This window comes from Burkholderia cepacia (genome assembly GCF_029962485.1).
Lineage (GTDB): Bacteria > Pseudomonadota > Gammaproteobacteria > Burkholderiales > Burkholderiaceae > Burkholderia.
The window spans coordinates 904416-927522 of record NZ_CP073638.1 but is presented as its reverse complement, the minus strand read 5'-3'; the positions used below and the strand labels follow the sequence as shown (position 1 = coordinate 927522).

General features: G+C 68.9%; 19 protein-coding genes and 1 pseudogene. 9 read left to right on the top strand and 11 right to left on the bottom strand.

Translation table 11 applies throughout. The features are described from left to right. Positions 1–5: 5 nt before the first annotated feature. Positions 6–1091: an LLM class flavin-dependent oxidoreductase gene (locus KEC55_RS20605; protein ID WP_282510188.1), complete on the bottom strand. Its 1086-nt coding sequence runs from the start codon at positions 1089–1091 to the stop codon at positions 6–8. A 314-nt stretch (positions 1092–1405) separates the two neighbouring features. On the opposite strand from KEC55_RS20605, the gene KEC55_RS20600 reads away from it, so the two are divergent. Continuing rightward, the gene (locus KEC55_RS20600) at positions 1406–2737 is read left to right on the top strand and encodes an acyl-CoA dehydrogenase family protein (protein WP_282510186.1); all 1332 of its coding nucleotides are present in this window, start codon (positions 1406–1408) and stop codon (positions 2735–2737) included. Positions 2738–2798: 61 nt separating this feature from the next. Here KEC55_RS20600 and KEC55_RS20595 read toward each other — a convergent pair whose 3' ends face one another. Next, a complete protein-coding gene (locus tag KEC55_RS20595; RefSeq protein ID WP_282510184.1) occupies positions 2799–3773 on the bottom strand; it encodes a LysR family transcriptional regulator in 975 nt (324 codons plus the stop codon). 17 nt (positions 3774–3790) lie between these two features. Here KEC55_RS20595 and KEC55_RS20590 point away from each other — a divergent pair, with 17 nt between their 5' ends. Beyond that, the gene (locus KEC55_RS20590; protein WP_059240701.1) at positions 3791–4357 is read left to right on the top strand and encodes a cysteine dioxygenase; all 567 of its coding nucleotides are present in this window, start codon (positions 3791–3793) and stop codon (positions 4355–4357) included. Positions 4358–4462: 105 nt separating this feature from the next. Next, positions 4463–6087: pseudogene (locus tag KEC55_RS20585) on the top strand (rhodanese-related sulfurtransferase). Positions 6088–6144: 57 nt separating this feature from the next. Here KEC55_RS20585 and KEC55_RS20580 read toward each other — a convergent pair. Beyond that, complete coding sequence (locus KEC55_RS20580; protein ID WP_282510182.1) at positions 6145–7290, bottom strand: glycerophosphodiester phosphodiesterase; 1146 nt, start codon at positions 7288–7290, stop codon at positions 6145–6147. A 374-nt stretch (positions 7291–7664) separates the two neighbouring features. Between KEC55_RS20580 and KEC55_RS20575 the strand changes: the two genes are divergently transcribed. Next, on the top strand, positions 7665–8729 hold the full coding sequence (locus KEC55_RS20575; RefSeq protein WP_282510181.1) for a squalene/phytoene synthase family protein: 1065 nt from the start codon (positions 7665–7667) through the stop codon (positions 8727–8729). 476 nt (positions 8730–9205) lie between these two features. Beyond that, the gene (locus KEC55_RS20570) at positions 9206–10405 is read left to right on the top strand and encodes a porin (RefSeq protein ID WP_282510179.1); all 1200 of its coding nucleotides are present in this window, start codon (positions 9206–9208) and stop codon (positions 10403–10405) included. Between the two features lie 217 nt (positions 10406–10622). On the opposite strand, the gene KEC55_RS20565 is transcribed toward KEC55_RS20570, so the two are convergent. The 8 genes from KEC55_RS20565 to KEC55_RS20530 form a co-directional block, all read right to left on the bottom strand. Then, positions 10623–12110, bottom strand: coding sequence for an efflux transporter outer membrane subunit (locus KEC55_RS20565; RefSeq protein WP_282510177.1), 1488 nt, complete (start codon positions 12108–12110; stop codon positions 10623–10625). A gap of 10 nt (positions 12111–12120) precedes the next feature. Then, positions 12121–13275 carry an ABC transporter permease gene (locus tag KEC55_RS20560; RefSeq protein ID WP_282510175.1) on the bottom strand — a complete coding sequence of 385 codons (1155 nt, stop codon included), beginning with the start codon at positions 13273–13275 and terminating at the stop codon, positions 12121–12123. Then, on the bottom strand, positions 13272–14219 hold the full coding sequence (locus tag KEC55_RS20555; RefSeq protein ID WP_282510173.1) for an ABC transporter ATP-binding protein: 948 nt from the start codon (positions 14217–14219) through the stop codon (positions 13272–13274). Before KEC55_RS20555 ends, KEC55_RS20560 begins: the two co-directional genes overlap by 4 nt. Continuing rightward, positions 14216–15181 carry an HlyD family secretion protein gene (locus tag KEC55_RS20550; protein WP_282510171.1) on the bottom strand — a complete coding sequence of 322 codons (966 nt, stop codon included), beginning with the start codon at positions 15179–15181 and terminating at the stop codon, positions 14216–14218. The genes KEC55_RS20555 and KEC55_RS20550 overlap by 4 nt, the downstream gene beginning before the upstream one ends. Continuing rightward, positions 15178–15870, bottom strand: coding sequence for a TetR/AcrR family transcriptional regulator (locus tag KEC55_RS20545; protein ID WP_282510169.1), 693 nt, complete (start codon positions 15868–15870; stop codon positions 15178–15180). The genes KEC55_RS20550 and KEC55_RS20545 overlap by 4 nt, the downstream gene beginning before the upstream one ends. 276 nt (positions 15871–16146) lie before the next feature. Then, positions 16147–16566, bottom strand: coding sequence for a cupin domain-containing protein (locus KEC55_RS20540; protein ID WP_282510167.1), 420 nt, complete (start codon positions 16564–16566; stop codon positions 16147–16149). A 10-nt stretch (positions 16567–16576) separates the two neighbouring features. After that, on the bottom strand, positions 16577–17014 hold the full coding sequence (locus tag KEC55_RS20535) for a carboxymuconolactone decarboxylase family protein (RefSeq protein ID WP_176045270.1): 438 nt from the start codon (positions 17012–17014) through the stop codon (positions 16577–16579). 97 nt (positions 17015–17111) lie between these two features. Next, positions 17112–18596 (bottom strand): PLP-dependent aminotransferase family protein, encoded by a 1485-nt coding sequence (locus KEC55_RS20530; protein WP_282511365.1) that lies wholly within the window; start codon positions 18594–18596, stop codon positions 17112–17114. A gap of 163 nt (positions 18597–18759) precedes the next feature. Between KEC55_RS20530 and KEC55_RS20525 the strand changes: the two genes are divergently transcribed. From KEC55_RS20525 to KEC55_RS20510, 4 genes are all read left to right on the top strand, one after another. Further along, positions 18760–19677, top strand: coding sequence for a LysR family transcriptional regulator (locus tag KEC55_RS20525; protein WP_282510165.1), 918 nt, complete (start codon positions 18760–18762; stop codon positions 19675–19677). 122 nt (positions 19678–19799) lie between these two features. Continuing rightward, positions 19800–20549, top strand: coding sequence for an SDR family oxidoreductase (locus tag KEC55_RS20520; protein ID WP_282510163.1), 750 nt, complete (start codon positions 19800–19802; stop codon positions 20547–20549). Positions 20550–21047: 498 nt separating this feature from the next. After that, positions 21048–21734 carry a type 1 glutamine amidotransferase domain-containing protein gene (locus tag KEC55_RS20515; RefSeq protein ID WP_282510161.1) on the top strand — a complete coding sequence of 229 codons (687 nt, stop codon included), beginning with the start codon at positions 21048–21050 and terminating at the stop codon, positions 21732–21734. Positions 21735–21870: 136 nt separating this feature from the next. Then, a complete protein-coding gene (locus KEC55_RS20510; RefSeq protein ID WP_282510159.1) occupies positions 21871–22980 on the top strand; it encodes an NADH:flavin oxidoreductase/NADH oxidase in 1110 nt (369 codons plus the stop codon). The last annotated feature ends 127 nt before the right edge of the window (positions 22981–23107 follow it).

The following is a 23107-nucleotide window of genomic DNA, read 5'->3' as shown; positions in this document are numbered from 1 at the left end:
TGGGCTCAGGCAGCGTGGCGCGCCGCGTCGCGTGCGGCGACGGCGCTGCGCACGCGCGGAATCAGTTCGCGGCCGTAGTCGATCGCGTCTTCCAGCGGGTCGAAGCCGCGGATCAGGAATGTCGTCACACCGAGGTCGTAGTAGTCGAGCAGCGCATCGGCGACCTGTTCGGGCGTACCGACCAGTGCCGTCGAGTTCGACCGCGCGCCGGTGAGCTTCGCGATCTCGGTCCACAGTCGCTTGTCGACGCGCGAGCCGCGATCGGCGGCGGCGAGCAGGCGGCGCGCGCCTTCGCTCTGCTGCGGGCCGCCGGCGCCGAGGCCAGCCGCTTCGCGCAGCCGGCGCGTTTCGTCGAGGATGCGGTGTGCGCGCGCCCACGCTTCGTCCTCGGTCGCGGCGAGGATCGGGCGGAACGACACGGAGAAGCGCACCTGCCTGCCGTGCTTCGCGGCTTCGGCGCGCACGCGGGTCGTCAGGTCGCGCACCTGGTCGAGCGATTCACCCCACAGCGCATAGACGTCCGCGTGTTTGCCGGCCACCGCGAGCGCGGCTTCCGACGCACCGCCGAAGTAGATCGGCACATGCGGCTGCTGGAACGGTTTCACTTCCGAAAAGCCCTGCTTGAAGCGGTAATGCGCGCCGTCGTGATCGAACGGCTGCGCCTCGGTCCAGATCCGTCGCAGGATGCCGAGATACTCGTCGGTGCGCGCGTAACGCGCGTCGTGGTCGAGGAAGTCGCCGTCACGTTGCTGCTCGCTGTCCGAGCCGCCGGAGATGAAGTGCACGGCGAGCCGGCCGCGGCTGAACTGGTCGAGCGTCGCGATCTGCCGAGCGGCGAGCGTCGGCGCGGTGAAGCCCGGACGATGCGCGAGCATGAAGTGGATGCGCTCGGTCGCGGCGGCCGCGAACCCGATCGTCAGCGTAGCCGACGGGCCGGTCGAATGGTGCGGCACGAGGATCCGGTCGAAGCCGGCCGTTTCGTGGGCGCGCGCGAAGTCGCGCACGTAGTCGGGATCGACCACGGGGCCGGACGCCGGGTGAATCTCCGACTGCTTCTGGCTCTGGATCATGCCGATGAATTCGACGCTCATCTGGGTCTCCGGTGCAGGGATGTCCCGGCACGCGGCCGGGCAGGAATGGAGCGCAGGTTAACGCCGCGATCATGCGGAATGGAAATAATCAATCCCGATTTGAATATCAGATTTGCATGGTTTGGGCGCGTGTGCGCTGCGCATACGCTGTGGGCTCACGAACGATCGGGCGCGCGGGCGCCAGCGAATCCGGCGCCGCGCGTTCCGGATCGCCGGCTTCACGAGAAGCCGTGCGGCGCGGCGATCGATTGCCGCGCGTGCCGTCTTTCCGTCGCGCTTGCCGCCTGTCCGTATTACCCAGGGAATCCGTTTCGATGTCCGCCAGCCTTGCCGCTTCCTCGCCGTCTCCGCAGCCGCCTTCGCTGCGCCTCCTGCCCACCGACGATGTCGACGACGCGCGCGTCGCCGCGCTGCTCGACCGCCTCGCGCCCGAACTCGCCGCGGATGCGGCCCGCAATGACGTCGGCGGCCGTTTTCCGCACGAGAACTTCGCACGGCTGCATCGCGCGGGGCTGATCGCGCAGGTCGTGCCGCGCGAGCATGGCGGCGCCGGTGCGACGCTCGCTCGGGCGAGCCGGATCGTGGCCGCCGTCGCGAGAGCCGATCCGGCAACGGCGCTGGTGCTGACGATGACGTACCTGCAGCATCGCGCGCTCGGCCGTGCCGACAACCGCTGGCCCGCGCAGGTGCGGCGCGCGGTGTTCGACAGCGCGGTCGTGCACGGCGCGCTGATCAACGCGCTACGCGTCGAGCCGGCGCTCGGCTCGCCGTCACGCGGTGGGCTGCCTGCGACCATTGCTCGGCGTGACGGTGACGGCTGGCGGCTGTCCGGTCACAAGCTGTACAGCACCGGCATCCCGGCGCTGCGCTGGCTGGCCGTGTGGGCGCGCACCGATGAGCCGGCGCCGCGCGTCGGCGTGTTCCTCGTGCCGCGCGACCGCGACGCCGATGGCGACCGCATCCGCGTGATCGAAAGCTGGAACCACCTCGGCCTGCGTGCGTCGGGCAGCCACGAGGTCGTGTTCGACGATGTGCGGCTGCCAGCCGATCACGCGGTCGATGTACGTGCGCCGGACGCGTGGGCCGTGTCGACTGCAACCCATGCGGATGCCGACGCGCAGGCCGACCAGCAGGCGTGGATGGTCGCGCTGCTCGGCAGCCTGTACGACGCGGTGGCGCGCGCGTCGCGCGACTGGCTGGTTGGATTCGCGACGACACGTGCGCCGAGCGGGCTCGGTGCGCCGCTCGCGACGCTGCCGCGCGTGCAGGAAGCGATCGGCGAAATCGAGGGCTGGCTGCATGCGAACCGCGTGCTGCTCGACGATCACATCGTGCGCACCGACGCGGGCAATGCGCCGTCGGTCACGACGAGCGGCCTCGTCAAGCGCACCGTGACCGAGCAGGCGATCCGCGCGGTCGAGCAGGCGTTGAAGCTGTCGGGCAATCACGGGCTGAGTCGCACCAATCCGCTCGAGCGCCACTATCGCGACGTGCTGTGCAGCCGCGTGCATACGCCACAGGACGACGCGATCGCGGTGGCGGCGGGGCGGGCGGTGCTCGACGCGGCGAGCCGGGGCGAAACGAAGAGCGAAACGAAGAGCGGGGCGTCGGTCAGCGAGACCGGAGGCGGCCGCAGCGATGCGTGACTGGAGCAGCGCTGGCGCGGGCGTTGATCGGGCGGCGCAATGTCGCCGCCGCCCGGTACGGTCAAGCAGCCTTGCCGTGCGTCTGTTCGGGCAACGAGAACGCCGTGCGCGCATGCGCGGCGACGGCCGCAAGCGGCGCATCGAAGCGGGCAGCATCGTGCCGGCGCAGCAGCCACAGGTCGATCTGCGGCTTGAAATCGGCGAGCGGCACGATGTCGAGCGCATCGCGCAGCGGGCTGCCTTCGACGAGCGGCAGCGGCATCAGCCCGATGCCGAAGCCGTTCGCGACGCTCTGCAGTTGCAGGTCGCGGCCGTAGGTGTCGAGCGTGACCGGCATCGGCAGGCCCTGCGCGTCGAGCGCACGCCGCAGGCCCGCGCGAAAACCGCAGCCGTCGGGATTGAGTACCCAGCCGCGCGCGTGGCAGTCGGCGAGCCGGTAGCTGCGTCGCGGCCAGTCGCCCTTGCGGCCGACCGCGACGAGCCGCGTGGCCAGCAGCCGTTCGCCCACGACCTGCGCCGGCAACACCATTTCGCGCGCGAGAAACACGAGCGCCGCGTCGAGTTCGCGGCGCGCGACACGCTCGACGAGCATGCCGCCCCAGGCCGTCGTGACCTGGGTCGCGAGGGCGGGCCATTGAGTGGCGAGTTCGGCGATCAGCGCGGGCAGCATCAGTTCGCCGAGCCCCTGCGTGAGCCCGATCCGGAATTCGCCGGCGGGCGGCTGCTCGCCGGCCGTCAGCTCGCGCAGCGCATCGACCTCGCGCAGGATCGCGCGACACTGCTCGAAGACCTGCCGGCCGATGTCGGTCGGGCGCGGCGGTTTCGTGTTGCGGTCGAGCAGGATCACGCCGAGCGCTTCCTCGAGATTCTGGACGCGCCGCGTGATCGCGGGCTGCGTCATCCCGAGCTCGGCCGCGGCCTGACTCAGGGTCTGGCAGCGGACGACCGCTGCAAAAGCGTCGATATCGCTAATTTTCATGTTTGTTCTGCATGGTCTTTCGGGTGCATCATGACGTTCCATCATATTCGGCATCATATTCGAGGAGACAGCCGATGAGTACGCTTTCGTTGCAGCAGACGCCGCTGCGTCCGTTCGTCGACGGTCTGGGCGCGCTGCTCGCATCCGGCGCGAACGAGGCGCGCATTCTCGACGAGGGCGGCGCACTGCTCGCCGCCCTCGTCGAACACGACGACTGGTTGCCCGACGCGTTCGCGCAGCCCGATCCCGAGCGCTATCGGCAATACCTGCTGCATCTCGACCCGGACGAGCGGTTCTCGGTCGTCAGCTTCGTGTGGGGGCCCGGCCAGACGACGCCGATCCACAACCACACGGTGTGGGGGCTGATCGGGATGCTCCGCGGTGGCGAGTTCTCGCAGCCGTACCGGTTCGACGCCGCGGGCAAGCCGGTGGCGGCGGGCGACGCCGTGCGGCTGGCGCCGGGCGAGGTGGAGGCCGTGTCGCCGCGCATCGGCGATGTCCATCGCGTGACCAACGCGTTTGCCGACCAGGTGTCGATCAGCATCCACGTGTACGGCGCGAACATCGGCAAGGTCGAGCGCGCGGTGTTCCTGGACGACGGCACCGTGAAGCCTTTCGTGTCAGGCTATTCGAATGCCTGACGCAACGCTCGTCGGCGTGGCCCGTTGCGGGTGCGCGCCGGCAGGCTCAAGATCGATCCGTTTCGCTTTCTTCACCGACTTCAACGTATTCAACACCGAGACATCGTGACGCAATCCGCCGATTCCCTTTCCCGTTTTCCCGTCGCGTCGTACCAGGACGTACGCGCACGCCTGCTCGCCCGCGACGAGCTCGCGCTGATCGACGTACGCGAGGAAGATCCGTACGCGCAGGGCCATCCACTGTGGGCCGCCAACTTTCCGCTGTCGAAGCTCGAACTCGACGCGTGGACGCGCATTCCGCGCCGCGACACGCCGATCGTCGTGTTCGGCGAAGCGCTCGGCGAGGATCTCGCGCCGCGCGCGGCCGAGAAGCTCGCGCAGCTCGGCTACACCGACGTGCGGTTGCTCGACGGCGGTCTCGCCGGCTGGCAGGCCGCGGGCGGCGAACTGTTCATCGACGTGAACGTGCCGAGCAAATCGTTCGGCGAATGGGTCGAGGCCGAGCGCCATACGCCGTCGCTGTCCGCGCAGGAGGTGCAGGCGCTGATCGATGCGAAGGCCGATGTCGTGATCGTCGACGCGCGCCGGTTCGACGAATACCAGACGATGAACATTCCGACCTCGACGAGCGTGCCGGGCGCGGAACTCGTGCTGCGCGTGCGTGCGCTTGCGCCGGATCCGCAAACGCAGGTGGTCGTCAACTGCGCGGGCCGCACGCGCAGCATCATCGGCACGCAGTCGCTCGTCAACGCGGGGCTGCCGAATCCGGTCGCGGCACTGCGCAACGGCACGATCGGCTGGACGCTCGCGGGTCAGACGCTCGAGCGCGGCGCTGCACGCCGTTTTCCGGACGAGATCGACGCGACGCAGCGCGCGCACGCGCGTCAGGCCGCACGCGCGGTGGCCGAACGCGCCGGCGTGCCGCGCATCGCGCTGGCCGACGTCGCCGCGCTCGACGAGCCGGGCCGCACGCTGTACCGCTTCGACGTACGCACGCCGGAGGAATACGAAGCCGGCCACCTGTCGGGCTTTCTGAGCACGCCGGGTGGCCAGCTCGTGCAGGAAACCGATCATCACGCGGCCGTGCGCGGCGCACGGATCGTGCTCGCCGACGACGACGGCGTGCGCGCGGACATGACCGCCTCATGGCTCGCGCAGATGGGCTGGGACGTGCGCGTCGTGGAACCGGCCGGCGAGGCGGCGTCCGGCGAGCGCGGCCAGCCGCCGCGCGACGTGCCGGTGCGCCGCCCGCGACCGACGTGTCGCCCGCGACGCTCGCGGGCTGGCTGAAGGAGGCTGCGCCCGGCGAACTCGCGATCGTCGACGTGACGGCCAGCGCGAATTACGTGAAGCGCCATATTCCGGGCGCGTGGTTCACCGTGCGCGCGCGGTTGCGCGACGCGCTCGCGGCGATCCCGCCGGCGAAGCGCTATGTGTTCACGTGCGGATCGAGCCTGCTGGCGCGGTTTGCGGCGGACGATGCGCGTGCACTGCTGCCGGCGTCGGCCAGCATCTCGGTCCTGACCGGCGGCACGGCCGCGTGGATCGATGCCGGGCTGCCGCTCGAAAGCGGCGAGACGCATCTCGCGTCAGCGCGTGTCGACCGCTACCGGCGCCCGTACGAAGGCACCGACAACGCGGCGGCCGCGATGCAGGCGTATCTCGACTGGGAATACGGGCTGGTCGATCAGCTGAAGCGGGACGGTACGCACCACTTCAACGTGATCTGACCGAGTCGTTGCAACCGGGCGCAACGCGCGCATCGCGCAACGCCCGGTTCGCGCATGTCAGCGCTTGAACGTATCGACGGCCGTGCGGCCGACGGCCGGATCGTCGGTGAAGAAGCCGTCGATGCCCGCGCGCAGGTATGCCTGGATCTCGCGCACCGAGCCGGCCGTGTTGCGCGTGGCCGGCGTGCCGCCGTCCTTCAGCGATGCGGGCAGGAAGTTGTTCTCCGGGCGGAACGTGTACGGATGCACGACCAGGCCGGCCTCGTGCGCATAGCGCACGTACGGCGTCGGCTGCTGCAGCGTGCCGTCCGCGGCAACCGCGATGATCGACGTCTTGTACGGGCCGACGCCATTCGCGTAGGTCGCGATTTCGCGCATGCCGTCGCGCGTCGACAGGTCGCCGTAGGTGCGCTTGTCGTTCGCCTTCACGAAGTCGTACGGGCGCTGGCCGGCGTCGTCCATCAACTGCACGAGCTTCCAGTTCGGCTGGCTCGACTTGATCCGGTTGCGGATCGTCTTCAGGTTCGCGACCTCGAACGACTGGATGTAGACGGTCGCCGTGCGCGACGTGTACGTATCCTTCAGCAGCGCATCGACGAGGCGATCCTCGAGCGGCAGGTTGATCGACTGGAAGTAGGTCGGGTGCTTGGTTTCCGGGTACAGGTGGATCGTGCGGCCGGTCTGCGCGGACATCTGCTTCGCGAGCGCGACGATCTCGTCGAACGTCGGGATCTCGAACTGGTCGTTGTACGCGGTGTTCGCGGGGCGGATCTGCGGAATGCGCTCGCGAGCACGCAGCGTCTTCAGCTCGGCCAGCGTGAAATCCTCGGTGAACCAGCCGGTCAGCTGCGCGCCGTCGATCGTCTTGGTCGCCTTGCGGCTCGCGAACTGCGGCAGCACGGACACGTTCGTCGTGCCCGAGATCTCGTTCTCGTGGCGCGCGACCAGCACGCCGTCGCTCGTCGACACGAGATCGGGCTCGATCACGTCCGCGCCGTCCTCGATCGCCTTGCGGTACGACGCCAGCGTGTGTTCGGGGCGCAGCGCGCTCGCGCCGCGATGGCCGACCACCTGGACCTTCGCGGAAATCGGCTGCGTGGGATCGGACGCCACATCGTCGTCGCCGCCGCACGCGGCGAGCAGAAACGCGGCGGCACAGGCGAGAGGGACGTAGCTCAGGGAGGTCGGGCGCTTGAAGAGCATGTCGATGAACCTTCGAAACGGGAGTCGGAAAAGGGCGCTCGCTCCGGCGGCGCGGCTGTCGTGCCGTGCGGCGGGAATCGAACGGTGCGCGATCGTCGCATCGAATAATTACATATTTATTACTTCGACCTTTCTGTTGTTGTTTTTTAGGGCGCGATGCCCGTGACCGGACCGCTGGCGATGACCGGGCGCGTGCCGCAATCCGGCCGCCGCAGGCAGGCCGCGCGCCGGATGCACTAAACTTGCGGGAATTTTGCATCGCTGCACCGGGGCCAACGCCCATCCGGCGCGACGATGCGGCGACTCGCGGGCCGGCGCGGGCGTCCGGCGCCCGTGTGCGACCGGGGCCCGCGCCGGCCGATTTTTCCCGACCCATGACGACTCGAACCGATTCCGCCTTCCTGCTCGGCGACCTGCTGAAGAACGTTTCCCGCTCCTTCTACCTGACGCTGCGCGTGCTGCCCGACGGCATGCGCGACCCGGTCGGCCTTGCGTACCTGCTCGCGCGCGCGGCCGACACGATCGCCGACACCGCGCTCGTCGCGCCCGATCGCCGCGCGGCGCTGCTGACCGACTTGCGCGACGAGGTCGAGCGGCTCGGCGACGGCGTGGCGCTGTCGCATTCGCTCGAGGACGTGACGCGGATGCAGACCGATTCGCACGAGCATGTGCTGCTCGGCTCGATGGCGCCGATGCTCGCGCTGCTGCGCGCGCAGCCGGACGCCGATCGCGCGTCGATCCGCAAGGTCGTCGCGACGCTCACGTCGGGGATGGAATTCGATTTGCGCACGTTCCCCGACGAGCAGTCGGGGCAGGTCGCGTCGCTGCCGACGCGCGACGAACTCGACCGCTACACGTACCTCGTCGCCGGCTGCGTCGGCGAGTTCTGGACCGACATGACGGGCGCGCACACACGCGCCGCGCGCGGCTGGGACCTGCCGGACATGCGCGAGAAGGGCATCCGTTTCGGCAAGGCGCTGCAGATGACCAACATCCTGCGCGACTGCGCGAAGGACTTGCGCATCGGCCGCTGCTATCTGCCGGACGACGTACTGGGCGCGCATGGGCTGGCCATGGCCGACCTGATGCAACCCGGTGCGTCGGCGCGCGCGCGCAGCGTGCTGGTCGACCTGTTGCGCGTGACGCTCGACCAGTATCGCGACGCGTGCCTGTATACGCTCGCGATCCCGCGCCGCTTCGTGCGGCTGCGGCTCGCGTGCCTGTGGCCGATCATGATCGGCCTCGAAACGCTCGAACTGCTGGCCGGCCACGATGCGTGGCTCGATCCGGCGAAGCCGGCCAAGGTGCCGAGAAAGCGCATCTACCGGATCATGGCGTCGTCGCTCGCGCTGGTCGGTTCGAACGCGGCGATCCGCGCGCGCATGGCCGCGCTCGCCGATGCAGTGACCGCGCGGCTCGCCGACCCGGCATCGCGCTGACTATCGCCGGCGCGTCGCGCCGGCATCCTCCTCGGCCCGCATTCGCCGGGCCGTCCCCGTCCGATTTCCCCCACACGCACTGAAACGTTTTCATGATTTCGTTTCACGAAACATGGGTGTCATGAATGTCAGCGATCCTGCGCGGCGGCGTGAATCGCGGTGTCAGCTGCGATTGCGCATTTGTAAGATGATTTTTGCCGAAGGCGTCTGACGACATTGGACGGTCGCGTTGCACCCGTAAAAATGTAAAGCTAGGGTTTTCACCGGGAAATGCCGGAAAGGCCCGCCGCACAAGCGTTTCAAGGTGTTATGTAACTGCTTGGTGAACCCGTGCGTTGCGTCGATCATACGATGACCGACTGCACGTATTGGGAAACAATTGGTAATCCGTCAGAATCGCGTCGGCATGTACTCGCACATGTGTCAGTCATAAAACCACACCAGAAAAGAAATCATTCTTTGAGGACGGAGAATCAATGAAAAAGCGCGTCGCTTTCGCCATGACGGCAGTGGGCCTTGCAGCCGCTACCGCCGCCCACGCCCAGAGCAGCGTGACCCTGTACGGTATCGTCGACAACGGCCTGGCATACCAGAACAATGCAGCACCGTCGACCGGTGCGACGTCCGGCGGTCACTCGAAGGTGTCGATGTCCACTGGCGTATGGGCGGGCAGCCGCTTCGGCCTGAAGGGCAGCGAAGATCTCGGTGGCGGCACGAAGGCGATCTTCCAGTTGGAAGCAGGCGTGAACTCGGCGACCGGTGCGTCGCAATGGGCAGGCGGCATCTTCACCCGTCAAGCATGGGTCGGGATGACGAACCAGGCATACGGTACGCTGACGGCTGGCCGTCAGTACACGGCGTACTACACGCTGCTGTCGCCGTATAGCCCGACGACGTGGCTGACGGGCGCATACGGCGCGCACCCGGGCGATATCGATTCGCTGGATACCAGCTACCGCGCGAACAACTCGCTTGTTTATATGTCGCCGAAGTTCTACGGCTTCACGGTCGGTGGTTCGTACTCGTTCGGCGGCGTGCCGGGCAGCGTGAACCGCGGCTCGACGTGGAGCGCGGCGGTCCAGTACCTGAACGGTCCGGCAGGTATCTCGGTCGGCTATCAGAAGGTCAACAACTCGACGCTCGGCGGCGGCGTGTGGGGCGACAACTCGACGGTCACGAGCGGCGGCCAGCCGGCCGTGTCGGCGATCAACGCCGGTTATCAGACGGCACAGTCGCAGCAGCGCATCGGCGTGACGGCCGGCTACCAGTTCACGCCGGCGTGGGATGTGTCGGCGTCGTACACGAACGTCAAGTACACCCCGGGTGTCGGCTCGGCGTTCCGCAACTCGGCGATCTTCAACACGGCTGGCGCCGTGCTGCACTGGAAGGCAGCGGCACAGTGGGACTTCGCGGTGGGCTACTCGTACACGGCGGCGACGCAGTCGAACGGCATCACGAGCGCGGCCAAGTACCATCAGGTCACGCTGTCGCAGTACTACAGCCTGTCGAAGCGCACGGGCCTGTACGCACTCGAGGCTTACCAGCACGCAACCGGCAATACGCTGAGCAAGACGGGCGGCATCCAGGCAGCGACGACGCAGATCGGCGACGGCGTGGCAGCAGGTTCGAACCAGAACCAGGTTGCAGTCGGCGTCGGCATGATCCACCGCTTCTGATGTCGCGCGGCGCGCGAGCGCCGCTTACGGCATGCGGTATGAAAAACCGGCCTTCGGGCCGGTTTTTTTATGGGCGGCACGCATTGCGCGCAGTGCAGGTTCCGTCATCAGCGGGCGTCGAATGGAAGCGGGCGGCGACACCCGTCGAGCCTGACAGGCGCGCCGCTCATGAAGTGCATGACGCAGTGTTCAATCGGTACCGGCGCCGGACGACTGATCACTGCGCAGCCTCATCCGTCCAGCGCCCCGCCAGCGCCTGAAACAGCGCCGCCGTATCGGCAAGCCGGTCGGCCTGCGCGCGGGTGCGGTCGAGCGACGTCTGCAACGCCTGCCGTTGCGCGTCGAGCAGGTCGAACGTGCTGATTCCGCCCGCCGCGTAACGGTCGCCGGCAATCGTATTGCTGGCCGCCGCTTCCCGCGCGGCGATATCGCTCGCCTGCAGTTCGGCCGCATCCTGTTCGACCGCGCGCATCGCGTCGGCCACCTGTTGCAGCGCCTGCAGCACGGTTTCCCGATAGCTCGCGAACGCGGCGTCATAGGCCGCTTCAGCCGCGCGTTTCTTTGCGCGCAGCTCGCCGCCGTGAAAGAGCGGCTGCGTGAGACCGAGGCCGACATTCCACACGTTGAGCCCGCTGACGATATCCGCGATGCGCGTGCGTTCCGAACCGATCCCCGCCGAAATCGAAAAACGCGGGTACAGGTTCGCGGTGGCGACGCCGACGTTCGCGCTCGCCTGATGCAGCACGGCTTCCGCCGCACGGATGTCGGGCCGTTCGCGCGCGAGCGTCGACGGTAACGTGACGGGCAGCGTACGCGGCAGCGCGAGCGCATCGAGTGAGAGATCTGGCAGCGCGGCGTCGGACGGCGGCGCGCCGAGCAGGATCGCGAGCCGGTGGCCGGCTTGCGCAAGGCGGGCCGAGAGCGGCGGCAGCGACGCCTGCGTCTGCGCGAGCAGCGCGCGTTGCGCATGCACGTCGGCCAGCGATACGCCGCCCGCTGCATGGCGCGCTTCGACGATACGCAACTGCCGCGTTTGCGCGTCGACGAGCTGCCGCGTGAGCGCGACCTGTTGCGCGAGCGACGCGCGCAGGATCGCGGTGGCGACGACATTGCCCGCGAGCGTCAACCGCGCGGCGTCGAGCGTGTATGCCTGATAGTCGACCTGCGCGCGCAGCGCTTCGAGCGCGCGCCGGTTGCCGCCGAATACGTCGAGCACGTACGACACGCTCACCGACGCGTCGTACAGCGTGAACGGCCCCGGGCTCGGCAGGTTGGCCGGCAGCCCGAACGCGGTGGTGTCGACCTGCTCGCGCGTGGCGGACAGGTTCGCGTCGACGCGCGGCAGCATCGTCGCGCCGGCTTCGGCTGCATGGTTCTGTCGCACTTCGTCGAGCCGCGCGCGGGCCTCGGCGAGCGTGGGGCTGTTCTGCCACGCGGTATCGACGAGCCGGTTCAACGGTGCGGAGCCGAACTGCGTCCACCAGCGCTGCGGCGTGTGCGTGGCCGACGAGAAAGTCTGCGCGTCGCCGGCCGGGCCGCTCGCACCGGCGGTGGTCGTGGGCGGCTCGCCATGCGTGTATCGCTGCGTGGCCGGCGCATCCGGTGTGCGGAAATCCGGCCCGACCGCACAGCCGGCGACGAGCAGCGCGGCGGCCAATGCGCAGCCGCGGGTGGCATGGGAGGCGCGAGGTGAGGCCGGTTTCATCGCGTGCCGCCTAATCGAGCGTGCGCCGGTAGAAGCGCAGCGCGACACCCATCACGACGACGGTGAACAGCGCGACCGGCCAAACGGACGGCCACAGGTCGGCCCAGCCGTTGCCTTTGAGCAGGATGCCGCGCGCGAGGCGGTTGAAGTAGGTGAGCGGCAGCAGGTTGCCGATGAACTGCGCCCACTTCGGCATCCCGGCGAACGGGAACATGAAGCCCGACAGCAGGATGTTCGGCAGGAAGTAGAACACCGCGAGCTGCATCGCCTGCAACTGGTTCTGCGCGAGCGACGACAGCGTGATGCCGACCGTCAGGTTCGCAGCGATGAACAGCAGCGCCGACAGGTAGAGCGCGAACACGCCGCCGACGAACGGCACGTCGAACACGAACCGCGACGCGGCGACGATGATCGACACCTGAATCAACCCGATCAGTACGTACGGAACGATCTTGCCGGTCATCACCTCGAGCGGCCGCACGGGCGTCGCGAGCAGGTTCTCCATCGTGCCGCGCTCGCGTTCGCGCGTGATCGCGAGGCCCGTCATCATCACCATCGTCATCGTGAGGATCACGCCCATCAGGCCCGGCACGACGTTGTACTGCGTGATGCCTTCCGGGTTGTACAGCCGGTGCAGCACGACGTCGAACGCGGCCGGGCGGCCGTTCAGGCGCGCAAGCGGGCCCGTCAGGTCCTTGTCCGCGACGGGCTGCACGAGCCCCGGCAGCGCGCCGATCGCCGACGCCGTGGCAACGGGATCGGTCGCGTCCGCTTCGACGAGCAGCGACGGACGCTCGCCGCGCAGCAGCCGCCGCGAGAAATCGGCCGGCACGCTCAGCACGAACTGCACGTCGCCGCGTGCGAGCGCATGGCGGCCGGCCGCTTCGTCGGGCAGCGTCTCGACGATGTCGAAGTACGCGGAATTGCGCATCGCGGCGATGAAGCTGCGCGTGAACGGGCTCGCATCGGCGACGATCACGGCGGTCGGCAGGTGCTTCGGATCTGTGTTGATCGCGAAGCCGAACAGCGTGAGCTGGATAATCGGCACGCCGACGATCATCGCGAACGTCACGCGGTCGCGGCGCAGCTGCAGGAATTCCTTCAGCACGATGCTCCACCAGCGCGCGACCGAGAACGATTCGCGCAGGCTTGCCCACGCGTTCATGACGACACCCCGCCGGGCGGCGCGGCCGCGCGGCCCATCATGAAGATGAAGACATCCTCGAGCCCGGTGTCGATCGGCGCGACCTGCAGCGACGTGTCGCGGGCAACCTCGTCGAGCGTCGCGTCGAGCCGCGCGCGATCGCGGCCGCTCACATGCAGCGCCGAGCCGAACACGACCGTCTGGTCGACGCCCGGCATCGTACGCAGCCGCGCGGACAGTTCGGTCAGGCGAGCGCCGGTGATCGTGCGGGTCGACAGGTGCTGCGATGCGACGATCTCCGCCGACGTGCCCTGCGCGAGCAGTTCGCCGTACGCGATGTATGCGAGCTTGTGGCAGCGCTCGGCTTCGTCCATGTAGTGCGTGCTGACGAGCACCGAGATGCCCTGCGCGGCGAGCCGGTGCAGTTCCTCCCAGAAGTCGCGGCGCGCGGCCGGGTCGACGCCGGCGGTCGGCTCGTCGAGCAGCAGCAGCTCGGGTTCGTGCAGCATGCACGCGGCCAGCGCGAGGCGCTGCTTCCAGCCGCCCGACAGCGCGCCCGTGAGCTGGTCGGCGCGGCTGGCGAGGCCGAGCCCGTCGAGCGCGCGCGCGACGGCCGCCTTGCGGTCGCGCATCCCGTACACGCGTGCGACGAAGTCGAGGTTCTCGCGGATCGACAGGTCTTCCCAGTACGAGAAGCGCTGCGTCATGTAGCCGACGCGCCGCTTGATCTGCGCGCTGTCGCGCACGATGTCGTAGCCGAGGCAGGTGCCGCTGCCCGAGTCGGGAGTGAGCAGCCCGCACATCATGCGGATCGACGTCGTCTTGCCGCTGCCGTTCGGCCCGAGAAAGCCGAAGATCTCGCCGCGCGCGACGCGCAGCGACACGTCCTTCACGACGTGCTTGTCGCCGAACCGCTTGTTCAACCGGTCGACGTCGATCGCGTACGGTGCGGGCGGCGCGTTCATTGCACGCTCACGGCGACGGGCTGGCCCGGATGCAGCTTCGCTGCGTCGGCGACGGCGGGGCGCGCCTCGATCATGAACACGAGCTTGGTCCGGCTCTCGTTGCTGTAGATCACGGGCGGCGTGTATTCGGCCTCGCTCGACACGTAGGTGATGTGCGCGGGCACGTCGGCCGCACAGCCGTCGCAATGGATCGCGACCGCGCGCCCCGGCGCGAGCGATGCAATGGCGGCTTCCGGCACGAAGAAGCGCACCTTCAGGTTTTGCGGCGGCAGCATCTGCACGACTGGATTGCCGGCCTGCACCCATTCGCCGACGCGGTACAGCGTGTCGTACACGCGCCCGGTCGCCGGCGCGGCGACGCGTTTCTGGTCGAGCTTCCATTGCGCTTCGGCCACGGCGGCCTGCGCGGCGTCGACCTGCGCGGCCTGGGCGGCGACCTGTTGCGCGCGGCCCGGCAGGCGCGCGACGTCGACCTGTTTCTGCAGTTCGCGCATTTGCGCGGCGGTGGTCTGCGCGGACGTGCGCGAATCGTCGAGCTGCTGCTTCGACAAGCCGCCGGCCGCGTACTGGCGTTCGTCGCGCGCGCGTTGCGCGGCGGCGCGCGCGGCCTGTGCGCTGGCCTGCGCGAGCTGCGCCTGCGTGACCGCGACTTCCGGCGGACGCTTGCCGGTCTGCAGGTCGGCAAGCTGCGCGCGGGCGGCCGCGAGCTGATGCTGCGCCTGCAGCAGCGCGGCCGTTTCGCTGACGGCTTCGAGCGAGAACGCCGGTGCGCCGGCGGCGACGGCCTGACCGCGTGCGACCGACAACTGCGTCAGCGTGCCCGATTGCGACGACGACAGGTACACGAATTCGCCTTCGACATAGCCCTGGTAGGTCGTCCCGTTACCGGTCGACCGCCCGCACCCGGCGAGCAGCGCGACGGCGGCGGCCAGCGCGAGCGGCAGCGCGCGGGCCGCGTTCATGAAGGCCTCCGCGGCGAGCGGGCGCGCGGCGCGGCGGTCGGCGGTTGCAGGCCGGAACCGAGTAGCGCGCGGACGTGCCGGTGCAGCACGTCGCGATCGATCGGCGGCAGGCCGCGCGCGCTTTGCCACAGCTTCGCGGTCGCGAGCGGCAGCATCACGAGCGCGATGATCGAATGGAACAGGAACGCGGGTTCGAGCGCGGGGTTCAGCGTGCCGGCCTGCTGTGCGCCGCGGATGCGTTCGGCGAAACGCCCGACATGCTCGAGCGGAATGCGCCGGACCATCCGCTCGCGCAGCAGCCCGCCTTCGTGGATGATCTCGCGCAGCCAGATCGACGGCAGCCACGGCATGCGGCGCGTGACGTCGAAGAAGCGGTCGACGAGTTCGGCGACGAGCGCGACCGAATCGCTTTCGATCTGCGGCTCGGTCGGCCGCCACACGAACGCGATGGCCTGCGCGATCCGTTCCTCGACGATCGCGTCGAGCAATTGTTCGCGGTTCGTGAAGTAGTAGTGGACCATCGCCGACGTGACGCCGGCGGCGGCGGCGATCTGCGCGACCGTCGTCGCGGCGATGCCGCGCTCGGCGAACAACTGGATCGCGACGTCGAGCATGTGGCCGCGCAGGTCGAAATCGTCTACCGACGGGCGGCGCCCGCGCGGCCTGGCGACGGTGGATTTCGCGTTCATGAAATCGACGCTAATTGATGAGTTAGTTAATTTCAAGGAAGGGTTTTCGCCGCCATTGATCGGGATCAGGCGAGCGTCGAGTGGCGGCGCGGACGGGCAGGGAAGTGACGCGACGGCGGGCAGCGTGTCGGTGGTGCAGTGTAGGAAGCGATTAATGCGGAACGGCGGTGCGAAGCCGGCGGAAGGAAAGCTGCGAGGAAACGGTACGGAATGGCAGGGAAGCTGGTCGCGAAGCGGGGGTGCGGGCCCGATCGGGCCCGCACCCCCGAAACGTCGTCACTGATCGATCGGCGACGTGAGCGGCACGTGTTCGCCGGTCAGCCCGAACACGACGAGCTGTGCGGGCTCGGTCGCGCTCGCGTTGCGCGACACCTGGTGGCGCGAACCGGGCGCCTCGTACCAGCCTTCGCCGGCGCGGTAGCGGTGCAGCGGGCCGCCGTTCACCTGCGACAGCACTTCGCCTTTCGACACGACGGCAAACACCGAGCCGAGGTGCTGGTGCGCTTCGGACGCCTGGCCGGGCGCATAGTCGACGGTCGCGACCACGACGAGCTTGCCGGGTGCTTCGGGCACGGCCTGCTGCATGATCGCGTGCACGTTGTCGCCGGCATCGTGCGCGTGGGCTGCTGCCGGCAGGGCGGCGCCGAGCACGAGCGCCGTGCACAGAACGGCGCGATGGAGCGGGGAGCGGATCATCGTCGCCTCCTTACTCGGGCATCTTGCGGAACGCGATCGCGAAGCGGTTCCACGTGTTGATGGTCGCGATCAGCATCGACAGGTCGAACAGCTCTTCGTCGGTGAAGTGCGGCTTCACGGCTTCCCAGACGGCGTCGGGCACATGGTTGCCGGCCACCAGCGTCAGCGCCTCGGTCCATTCGAGCGCCGCGCGTTCGCGCTCGGTGAAGAACGGCGTTTCGCGCCACGTGACGACGGTCGCGAGACGGCGGTCGGTTTCGCCACCCTTGCGTGCGTCGGTCGTGTGCATGTCGACGCAGAACGCGCAGCCGTTGATCTGCGATGCGCGCAGGCGGACGAGTTCGGCGAGCGGCTTCTCGATCGAGCTTTTCGCGATGAAATCCTCGGCGTTGCGCATCACCTTGATGGCATTCGGGCTGGCGGTATAGAAGTTCAGGCGCGGTTGCATGGCAGGTCCTTGTTCGGTTGGGTAGCGCCCGGGTGGCGCGACAGGACCCACTTTAAGACCTGGACTGGCCTGCTTGAATAACCAATTCTGGGGAAATTCAGGTGACCAGTGGCGATTCACCGGCGATGCCCGAACCGAGCAGCCCGGCCAGTTTCGCGAGCGCCGTGTCGATGCGCAGCGCGTCGATCCCGCCATAGCCGAACAGCAGCCCCGCGCGGACCGGCACGCCGACATGGAACGCCGAGATTCCGTACAGGCCGATGTCCTGCGCACGCGCGGTGCGGACCAGCGCCGCTTCGTCGATCTCCGGTTTCAGGTGCGCGGCGAGGTGGATGCCGGCCGTCGGCACGATCGCGTCGAACCACGGCGCGAGTTCGCTGCGCAGGTGCGCGATCAGCATCTTGCGGCGCGCGTCGTAGTGCTTCTGCACGCGCTTCAGGTGCCGCGCGAAATCGCCTTCGAGCATGAAGCGCGCGAGCGCCGCCTGCGTCAGCGTGCAGGTGTGCCAGTCGACGATCTGCTTGGCCTTGGCCAGCGCGCCGCGCAGTGCGCGCGGCGGAATCACGTAGCCGATCCGCAGTTCGGGAAAGATCGTCTTCGAGAACGTGCCGACGTACGCGACGAGGCCCGTGCGGTCGAGGCTCTTCAGCGATTCGACCGGCCGGCCTTCGAAGCGGAACTCGCCGTCGTAGTCGTCCTCGATGATCACCGCGCGGCGGCGCTGCGCCCATTCGAGCAGCGCGACGCGCCGGTCCAGCGTCATCGGCATCCCGAGCGGGAACTGGTGCGACGGTGTCACGTAGACGAGCCGGGCTTCGTCGGGCAGCCGTTCGGTGACGAGGCCGTGCGCATCGACCGGCACGCCGATCACCGTCGCGCCGAGCGACGCGAACGCGGCGCGCGCGGGCGGATAGCCGGGATCCTCGACCGCGACGACATCGCCCGGCCGCACGACGACGCGTGCGAGCAGATCGAGCGCCTGTTGCGCGCCTTGCGTGACGAGCACGTCATCCCAGCTGCACGCGACCGCGCGGCTGAACGCGACATAGCGCGCGATCGCGCCGCGCAACTGCGCGTCGCCGGCCGGGTCGTGGTACTGGCCGGGGCCGCGCGCCTGCTGGCGCAGCGCATGATGCAGGCAGCGCCGCCACGCGTCGAACGGGAACAGCGTCTTGTCGGTCACGCCGCCGCGGAAGTCGAAGCCCGGCGAATCCTGCGGCGTAGGCATCGCGAGCGCGTCGGGCAGGTCGTTCCAGAGCGCGCGCGCGTCGACCGCGTCGAGGCGCGGCGTGCCGTCGACGATCGACGGCGCCGACATTGCCGCGGCGTGCGGCACACGCGCGAGGCCGTCGGCGACGAACGTGCCGTCGCCCGCGCGCGTACTCAGATAACCCTCGGCGACGAGGCGCTCGAACGCGTCGAGCGTCGTTTTGCGTGACACGCCGAGCTGTTTCGCGAGATCGCGTGTCGACGGCAGCCGCGCGCCGCCTTCGAGACGCCCGTCGACGATCGCGGTGCGCAGCTGCCGGAAGATCTGTCCCGTCAGGTCGTGACGGCCTTCGATGCGGATCGCGATGTCCATCGCAGTGGTTACCTTGATCATGATGATTTGATGCCGGTCAGGATACCGGAAGTCGACGGGCCGATCGGCGGCTTGCCGGCGTGAGCGTCGCCTTTGTCGCCCGATTGGACCGCAGCCCTCCGCTGCCTTACGATCCACGACAACCTCATACCGGAGCGACCTCATGCTGTCCGAAGACGAACTGGCGTTGCTCGACGCGATCCGTGCCACCGGCAGCCTGTCGCGTGCGGCCGCGCGGCTCGGCAAGGCGCCGTCGACGGTGTCGCACGCGGCGCGCCAGCTCGAAACGCGGTTCGACGCGCTGCTGTTCGACCGGCGCGGCTACCGGCTGCAGCTCACGCCGGCCGGACAGTTGCTGACCGACGAGGCGGCACGGCTGGCGCTGGACGTCGCGCGGCTCACGCAGCGCGTGCGGCAGGTCGCGAGCGGCTGGGAAGACCGGCTGTCGATCGTCAGCGACGAGGTGCTGGAGTTCGACACGCTGCTGCCGGTCGTCCGCGCGTTCGACGCGCTCGATTCGGGTGTGTCGCTGCGCTTCACCCACGAAGTGCTCGGCGGCACCTGGGAAGCGTTGCGCGACGGCCGCGCGGACCTGGTGGTCGGCGCGACCAACGAGCCGCCGGCGATTCCCGGCTTCAAATGGTTCGAGCTTGGCGCGATGGAGTGGGTGTTCGCGGTGTCGCCACGTCATCCGCTGGCATCCGCGGACGGCGTGCTGACGCGCGACGCGATCGGCGCGCATCGCGCGGTCGTCGTCGCCGATTCGTCGCGGCGCGCGGCCGGCCGTGCGTATGGGTTGCTCGGCGGGCAGGCCGTGCTCGCGGTGCCGTCGATGCGCGCGAAGATCCTCGCGCAGCGCGACGCGCTCGGCGTCGGCTGGGTGCCGCGCCGGCGCGTGACTTCGCTGCTGGCGCGCGGCGAACTGGTCGAAAAACAGACGGCCGATCCGCGCGAGCCGAACCTGCTTTACGTCGCGTGGCATGGCGACCGCGACGGCCGCGCGCTGCAATGGTGGCTGGAGCAACTGCGCGAGCCGCGCCTCGCGCAGCGACTGCTCGACGGGATCGACGTGACCGGCTGAAAGCGGCCGCCCGAACATGTTCGATGTTTTCGAACATGTTCGTCACGCCCGTCGTACGGCAAGGCCGCGCGCCGCGCGCATCCTGTGTTCACGGTCAACCCACCGGTTCACAGGAGAACATCATGCAACGCTTCGAAGGAAAAACGGTCCTCGTCACGGGCGGCAACAGCGGCATCGGCCTGGCGGCCGCCAGGGCATTCGCGGCCGAAGGCGCGCGGGTCATCATCACCGGGCGCGACGTCGAGACGCTGGAAGCCGCCCGGCAATCGCTCGGCGAAGGCGCGCTGGCGATCCGCAACGAGGCCGGCAGCGTCGCGTCGGCCCGCGCACTGGCGGATGCGATCGCGACGGCCGGCGCAAGGCTCGACGCCGTGTTCATCAACGCGGGCGTCGCGAAGCTCGCGCCGTTCGCCGACAGCGACGAGGCCATGTGGGACCTCGTGTTCAACACCAACGTGAAGGGCGCGTATTTCCAGATCCAGTCGCTGGTGCCGCTGCTGAACCGCGGCGCGTCGATCGTGATCAACGGCTCGATCAACGCGCACATCGGGATGCCCGGCTCGTCGGTGTACGCGGCGAGCAAGGCGGCCGTCAATTCGTTCGCGAAGACGCTGTCGACGGAGCTGCTGCCGCACGGCGTGCGCGTGAACGTCGTGAGCCCGGGACCGGTGCAGACGCCGCTCTACGGCAAGCTCGGGCTCGATGCCGCGACGCTCGACGAGACGGCCGGCAAGATCAAGGGCCTCGTTCCGGTCGGCCGCTTCGGTACGCCGGAAGAAATCGCGTCGACGGTGCTGCACCTGAGCGCGGCGGAATCGGCGTTCATCGTCGGCGCGGAAATCATCGCGTCGGGCGGGATGGGCTTGCTCTGAGTCGCGGCACTGGCGGGGACCGTTACCGGGCGACGCGACGCCGGGCGGACGGTCCCCGTCGTCCGCGGGACGGCCCGCTGCGAGGCTGGCCGGCGCGGGAGCGGTGCGGGGCGCGATCGGCCACGAGCGTTGCCGGGCCGCGTCCCGCGTCGGGGCGACAAAAAGGCCATGACGCCGGCAGGGACGAATGCCCATTTTCCTAGACGACCGGTCTAATCCGGCGCTATCATCCGTCCTCATGAATGCGACGACGTATTCGGGCCCGGACCACCAAGACGCGAAAATGCCATTTCTCGCTGCGATGCTGTCCAGGCAGCGAGACGCCGTCGTTTTATTTGGCCTGTTTCTAGACGACTGGTCTAATAGGTGCGCACGGCATTCGACGTAATGAATCGCACCTTGACGCGCCAGCGCTGACTAACCGACAGGCGTGCCGCGCCGGCTCACCCCGGTTGCGCGGCCCCGGTCCCCCGTCCATTTTCGAAGGAGTGTCCGATCATGAAGATTCTGGTTGTCCTGACCTCGCACGACACGCTCGGCGACACCGGCAAGAAAACCGGCTTCTGGCTCGAGGAACTGGCCGCGCCGTACTACACGTTCAAGGATGCGGGCGTCGAGCTGACGCTCGCGTCGCCGAAGGGCGGCCAGCCGCCGCTCGACCCGAAAAGCAGCGATCCGGCCGCGCAGACCGATGCGACGCGCCGCTTCGAGGCGGACGCAGCGGCCAAGGCCGAACTCGCGTCGACGCGCAAGCTGGCCGACGTATCGGTGGACGACTACGACGCCGTGTTCTACCCGGGCGGCCACGGCCCGCTGTGGGATCTCGCCGAGGATCTGCATTCGATCGGCCTGATCGAGCGCGCGCTCGCCGCCGGCAAGCCGGTCGCGGCCGTCTGCCACGCGCCGGGTGTGCTGCGCCACGTGAAGAACCCGCAGACCGGCGAATCGGTCGTGCGCGGCAAGCGGGCGACGGGCTTCACCAACAGCGAGGAAGCGGCCGTCGAACTGACGGAAGTCGTGCCGTTCCTCGTCGAGGACATGTTGAAGACCAACGGCGCGGAATTCGAGCGCAGCGCCGACTGGGCGCCGCATGTCGTCACCGACGGGCTGCTGATCACGGGGCAGAACCCCGCGTCGTCGGAGCCGGCTGCCGAGGCATTGCTCGCGAAGCTCGGCCACCAGTAATGGCATGGCGCCGGCCGGGCCGGCGCCGTTCCCGCTCCGTCGCCGGGCATGACCGGCGACGGTCCCGATCGTTCCGCCGTGCGCATCGCGCGGCGAGTCCCCAGTCGTTTTGCAGAACCAAGCAAAGGAGTCGTGGATGTCTGCCCTGTTCGAACCGTTCAAACTCAAGGATGTCACGCTGCGCAACCGCATCGCGGTGCCGCCGATGTGCCAGTACGTCGCCGAAGACGGCGTCGTCAACGACTGGCATCACGTGCATCTGGCCGGCATCGCGCGCGGCGGCGCGGGCCTCGTGATCGCGGAGGCGACGGCCGTGTCGCCGGAAGGGCGCATCACGCCGGGCTGCGCCGGGTTGTGGAACGATGCGCAGGCCGAAGCGTTCGCGCCGTCGGTCGCGGCGATCAAGGCGGCCGGCTCGGTGCCCGGCATCCAGATCGCGCATGCAGGCCGCAAGGCGAGCGCGAACCGCCCGTGGGAAGGCGACGACCATATCGCCGCCGGCGATCCGCACGGCTGGCAGACCATCGCACCGTCGGCCGTGCCGTTCGGCGCGCACCTGCCGAAGGTGCCGCATGAAATGACGCACGACGACATCGCCCGCGTGCAGGCCGATTTCGTCGCGTCGGCGAAGCGCGCACGCGACCTCGGCTTCGAATGGCTCGAACTGCACTTCGCGCACGGCTACCTCGGCCAGAGCTTCTTCTCGGTGCATTCGAACCACCGCACCGACGAATACGGCGGCTCGGCCGAGAATCGCGGCCGCTTCCTCGTCGATACGCTCGCGGCCGTCCGCAAGGTCTGGCCCGAGCACCTGCCGCTGACCGCGCGCCTCGGCGTGATCGAATACGACGGCCGCGACGAAGAGACGCTCGCCGAGTCGATCGCGCTCACGCAGCGGATGAAGCAGGAAGGGCTCGACATGCTGAGCGTGTCGGTCGGCTTCTCGACGCCCACCGCGCAGATTCCGTGGGGCCCGGCGTTCCTCGCGCCGATCGCCGAGCGCGTGCGCCGCGAGGCCGGGCTGCCGGTGTCGTCCGCATGGGGGATCGACACGCCGCAACTGGCGAACCGCGTGGTGGCCGAAGAGCAGCTCGATCTCGTGATGGTCGGCCGCGCGCATCTGGCCGATCCGCACTGGCCGTACTACGCGGCCAAGCAGCTCGGCGTCGAGCGTCCGTCGTGGACGCTGCCCGCGCCGTACGCGCACTGGCTCGAGCGTTACCGGATCGCCGACAAGGTGGCCTGAGCGGCCGTGGCGACACGCCGCGCCGGCGCGGCCCGCGCATGATGCGCGCCGCCGATCCGGCGCCGATGGATAGAATGGCGGTTCGTGCAGGCCGGTTGCCTGCGCGAACCGCCATTTTTTTCATTTC

Coding starts and splice junctions, on each gene's coding strand:
- KEC55_RS20605 (WP_282510188.1), bottom strand. CDS start 1,091: ATGAGCGTCGAATTCATCGGCATGATCCAGAGCCAGAAGCAGTCGGAG.
- KEC55_RS20600 (WP_282510186.1), top strand. CDS start 1,406: ATGTCCGCCAGCCTTGCCGCTTCCTCGCCGTCTCCGCAGCCGCCTTCG.
- KEC55_RS20595 (WP_282510184.1), bottom strand. CDS start 3,773: ATGATGCCGAATATGATGGAACGTCATGATGCACCCGAAAGACCATGC.
- KEC55_RS20590 (WP_059240701.1), top strand. CDS start 3,791: ATGAGTACGCTTTCGTTGCAGCAGACGCCGCTGCGTCCGTTCGTCGAC.
- KEC55_RS20580 (WP_282510182.1), bottom strand. CDS start 7,290: ATGCTCTTCAAGCGCCCGACCTCCCTGAGCTACGTCCCTCTCGCCTGT.
- KEC55_RS20575 (WP_282510181.1), top strand. CDS start 7,665: ATGACGACTCGAACCGATTCCGCCTTCCTGCTCGGCGACCTGCTGAAG.
- KEC55_RS20570 (WP_282510179.1), top strand. CDS start 9,206: ATGAAAAAGCGCGTCGCTTTCGCCATGACGGCAGTGGGCCTTGCAGCC.
- KEC55_RS20565 (WP_282510177.1), bottom strand. CDS start 12,110: ATGAAACCGGCCTCACCTCGCGCCTCCCATGCCACCCGCGGCTGCGCA.
- KEC55_RS20560 (WP_282510175.1), bottom strand. CDS start 13,275: ATGAACGCGTGGGCAAGCCTGCGCGAATCGTTCTCGGTCGCGCGCTGG.
- KEC55_RS20555 (WP_282510173.1), bottom strand. CDS start 14,219: ATGAACGCGCCGCCCGCACCGTACGCGATCGACGTCGACCGGTTGAAC.
- KEC55_RS20550 (WP_282510171.1), bottom strand. CDS start 15,181: ATGAACGCGGCCCGCGCGCTGCCGCTCGCGCTGGCCGCCGCCGTCGCG.
- KEC55_RS20545 (WP_282510169.1), bottom strand. CDS start 15,870: ATGAACGCGAAATCCACCGTCGCCAGGCCGCGCGGGCGCCGCCCGTCG.
- KEC55_RS20540 (WP_282510167.1), bottom strand. CDS start 16,566: ATGATCCGCTCCCCGCTCCATCGCGCCGTTCTGTGCACGGCGCTCGTG.
- KEC55_RS20535 (WP_176045270.1), bottom strand. CDS start 17,014: ATGCAACCGCGCCTGAACTTCTATACCGCCAGCCCGAATGCCATCAAG.
- KEC55_RS20530 (WP_282511365.1), bottom strand. CDS start 18,596: ATGGACATCGCGATCCGCATCGAAGGCCGTCACGACCTGACGGGACAG.
- KEC55_RS20525 (WP_282510165.1), top strand. CDS start 18,760: ATGCTGTCCGAAGACGAACTGGCGTTGCTCGACGCGATCCGTGCCACC.
- KEC55_RS20520 (WP_282510163.1), top strand. CDS start 19,800: ATGCAACGCTTCGAAGGAAAAACGGTCCTCGTCACGGGCGGCAACAGC.
- KEC55_RS20515 (WP_282510161.1), top strand. CDS start 21,048: ATGAAGATTCTGGTTGTCCTGACCTCGCACGACACGCTCGGCGACACC.
- KEC55_RS20510 (WP_282510159.1), top strand. CDS start 21,871: ATGTCTGCCCTGTTCGAACCGTTCAAACTCAAGGATGTCACGCTGCGC.